General features: G+C 35.0%; 4 protein-coding genes. 2 read left to right on the forward strand and 2 right to left on the reverse strand.

The genetic code is table 11. The features are described from left to right. Window positions 1-96 precede the first annotated feature (96 nt). Together ACQ2HE_RS19750 and ACQ2HE_RS19755 are read left to right on the forward strand one after the other, a co-directional pair. A complete protein-coding gene (locus ACQ2HE_RS19750; protein WP_430902500.1) occupies window positions 97-1,110 on the forward strand; it encodes an RHS repeat-associated core domain-containing protein in 1,014 nt (337 codons plus the stop codon). A 6-nt stretch (window positions 1,111-1,116) separates the two neighbouring features. After that, the gene (locus tag ACQ2HE_RS19755) at window positions 1,117-1,662 is read left to right on the forward strand and encodes a hypothetical protein (protein WP_430901856.1); all 546 of its coding nucleotides are present in this window, start codon (window positions 1,117-1,119) and stop codon (window positions 1,660-1,662) included. Between the two features lie 279 nt (window positions 1,663-1,941). Here ACQ2HE_RS19755 and ACQ2HE_RS19760 read toward each other — a convergent pair whose 3' ends face one another. Then, window positions 1,942-2,340, reverse strand: a complete 399-nt coding sequence (locus ACQ2HE_RS19760; protein WP_430901854.1) for a hypothetical protein — start codon at window positions 2,338-2,340, stop codon at window positions 1,942-1,944. A 2-nt stretch (window positions 2,341-2,342) separates the two neighbouring features. Next, window positions 2,343-3,424, reverse strand: a 1,082-nt coding sequence (locus ACQ2HE_RS19765) for an RHS repeat-associated core domain-containing protein (protein ID WP_430902501.1), incomplete at its 5' end; no start/stop codon positions are given.

The raw sequence follows: 3,424 nt of genomic DNA on the forward strand, positions 1-3,424 counted from the left end.
TACTACGGAAACAATCATCAGCCAGACTTTAAAATGTCAAAAAAGCAGTGTAGCTTTAGGGTAGTTCTTTGAGTTAGATGTAGCCCTCCGTTTGGGATGTTGATGCCAAACCGCTCCTATACCGCTGGAACTCAGTTTAGGTATGGGTTTAATGGGAAGGAGAATGATAATGATGTAAAGGGAACCGGAAATCAACAAGACTATGGAATGCGGATTTATGATCCGAGAATAGGCAAGTTTTTGAGTGTGGATCCTTTGACAAAAACTTATCCATGGTACACCCCATATCAGTTTGCTGGTAATAAGCCTGTAAAATATATTGATTTAGACGGTTGTGAAGAAGAAGACATTCAGCAATATTGGGAGAATCAACCTAAAATTGATATGTCAAAGGCACCAGCAAGAGGATATAATGCGGCTGGATATGCTCGCAATGGAGTCTGGGCGATGAAACAACTGTATGCACAAAATCCTGAGTGGTTCAGTCCTAAAGCTTATAACGCAGTTTTTGTTGAAAACAGAATGCCCGTTGTCGATGAACAATGGATTAAATATAATCCAAAAGTATCTGAGTACATCGGTCAGAAATTACAGCATCATCACCTTGATGGAAAAAACTTTGCAGTTATTATTCCTAAAGGCTTACATTATGACAAATACTCCCAATTACATGCTTATTTAAAAGAAAAAGTGACTGGAACCAACGTAAAAGGTGTGCTAGGAAGGTTGCTAAACATAGGGGGGAATATTTCAGTTTTTAACTTTACAAACCCCGATGCTTGGATAAATGGCTTTAGTGGAGGTGAACAGCCCGAAGATTACGTAGGAAAGTTAAAAAAGGATTTTATGAACGATGTTTATTTTGAAGTGAAAAAAGTAAGTTTTGAATATTCGATAGTTATTGAAAACGGAAAACAAGTCTATAATAATGACGGCACCCCTAAAACATACATTTCAAAGCGAATTGTGACAGGAGTTTTTTATTCTGACTACATCTGGGATGACGATACTAAAAGTTATGCAGGCGTAAACAAGATAAAGACTCAGACGGAAGTATGGACATATGATAAAGATGGGAAAAGACAAGTATCAAGTATTGATTTTCAATGATTTAATATGAAAGTAAGAGAATTTGTTGAGAACTTAAGTAAACTTACTCCTTCAAAAACAAGCCTATCTAAATTAGGTTATGAAAACTTTGAAGTTGATGATAAAATTAATAGCTACAAACTATTTCCAAAACGTAGTTTTTTGTCGAACAATGTAATTAAAAGCGAAGTAATCGATTTAATAGAGTGCTTTGATTGTTCAAAATTGCAAATAGGCATTTTAGAATTTTGGCATACCTGCAAACAGTCAGAAAATTATGTATATTTCGGAACAGCAGATGGCGACATTTTGGGAGTTAACAAACATACGCTAGAAGTACAAATAATTGATTATCTAGCACCCAATTGGGTTGTATTTAATTGCGCAAGTAATGGTTCTTATTTTTTAGATGCCTTAATAGCTTGTGTTGAACTTTATTCAAAAAGGATACAAAATTTAACTCTAGCAGAAGACAATCAGATTACATACGAATATGTATTATTGAGTTCTAAAAAGGCCGGTGGAGAGAAGTATATAGACTTTTATAAAGTGCTTTTAGGGTATGATCTTTAGTATCAAAAAGTTGGTGGTAAAGTATCCTCCCGACTGTTGGCGTACTCTTTTTCTCGGTCAGTTAAAAAAGAAGATTTTCATTTGATTCAGTCGCTTTGTCATCTTTTCATTCCTACGAGGAGAGCTACCATTCTTTTACCAAAAATATTTATAAAAACTCATAAAATAGTTATTAAAACCTCGACTTTGATATACAAGGCAAATGTAAAACACATTTACAAACTTACAATCATTACTCGATAGTGAAAGCAAGCCAATAAAGCTTTCCTGAAAAAAATATCAAAATTCTAATTCGTGAGGGATAATCTGGCTTATGCTCAAACCGTTCTTGTTAACTACAATATCTTCTAACTCTGAAAAAATAGTAAAGGCGAATTCGCTTGTATTTTCAAAGCCTTTAAAAAAACTATACAAACCAATCGAGAATAAAATACGCCCCGTTTTGATACAAAGCACTACTACCCTCAAATCTACTCCCACCAATAAATAGTTATCGATTTCTAACAACATCAAACTTACTTTAATAATAGGGCTAAAATAACCAACATAGTATTTTCTACCATTAAGTTCAAAGTAAATATGATTAAGATTAACATCGTGTACTATAATTTTATTGACACCTTCAACTCTAGAAAAATCATCTTTACTTATTTCATATACTACTGGAAGCTGCTTCATAATTAATTAACACTTTTATCAGGAATTGGTATCACTGATGATATTTCAGGTATTGCACTCATATTACCATCTTTATAAAAATAACTTATCTGTATACTCCCTGCTGATTGACCTTTCTTTTCTCCTGCGGTGAAAATTAAAAAAATTTCCCTAGTAACAGAGGTGCCAAATTCGTTAGTTTTAGTATTGATTACTTTTCCATTTAGCCCCGCTGAAAACAATTCCCCCAATTGCACTAGTCCTGCTTGATTATCTTTGATTCCCCAATACTCAAATACCTTAGCCATACTTGAGGCTCTATCCTGATTTTTTATCAATGATTCTACTGTATAACCAACATTACTTGCGTACTTTTCTAACTCTGCACCTTTTAGGTTTTGATATTCAAGTTTACCAAATAGATAATCAAATTTAGATGTATTTACAATAAACCTCTCCACAGGCTTGACTAATGGTCCAACAGCCTGCTTGAATAATAATTTCAGACCTCTCGCAACTTCATCACCTTGAGTAAACTCCAATCCTGGTGTTCCGTTGGGATCAGGGTTTAATAACTCAATAGTAAATGCACCAAGATTTGCAACTGCAACAGAATATGAAGAAGAGGCTAATATTGCTCGAGCACTAAGATTTGTTATTGCATTACTTGTACCTACAAAACTAAAAGCCGAGAAGCCATAACCAAGAGTTAATCCGCCCCCAACGAATAAGAAAGCATTCTTATTCATTTCAAATATTCTTTGCTCCGCATGCTCTGGATCTGTTCTCCTAACTTCTGCAGCCCATGCTTCATTTCTTGATACTGCACGACCAATGCTATATGGTGCGTCTTCCAACCCATCTACATCTATTGCAAAAATTGGCTTATTTCCTGCAAATTGATAAGGAGTGTACCATGGATATGATTTTGAAAGGGGATCAACAGATAAGAATCGGCCAATTACTGGACTATATATTCTAAAGCCGTAATCGTAGCTAATTTTTGAATATGCTTCTTTGTCTTGTTCCTTCCCATTAAACCCATACCTAAACTGGCTTCCGGCGGTATAGGAGCGGTTTGGCATCAACATCCCAAACGGAGGGC

Source organism: Endoryza foliicola, assembly GCF_050589245.1.
Taxonomy (GTDB): domain Bacteria; phylum Bacteroidota; class Bacteroidia; order Chitinophagales; family Chitinophagaceae; genus Endoryza; species Endoryza foliicola.

Bases quoted from the DNA above. Each gene is read 5' to 3' on its own strand.
- ACQ2HE_RS19750 (WP_430902500.1), top strand. From the start codon at position 97: ATGTTGATGCCAAACCGCTCCTATACCGCTGGAACTCAGTTTAGGTAT.
- ACQ2HE_RS19755 (WP_430901856.1), top strand. From the start codon at position 1,117: ATGAAAGTAAGAGAATTTGTTGAGAACTTAAGTAAACTTACTCCTTCA.
- ACQ2HE_RS19760 (WP_430901854.1), bottom strand. From the start codon at position 2,340: ATGAAGCAGCTTCCAGTAGTATATGAAATAAGTAAAGATGATTTTTCT.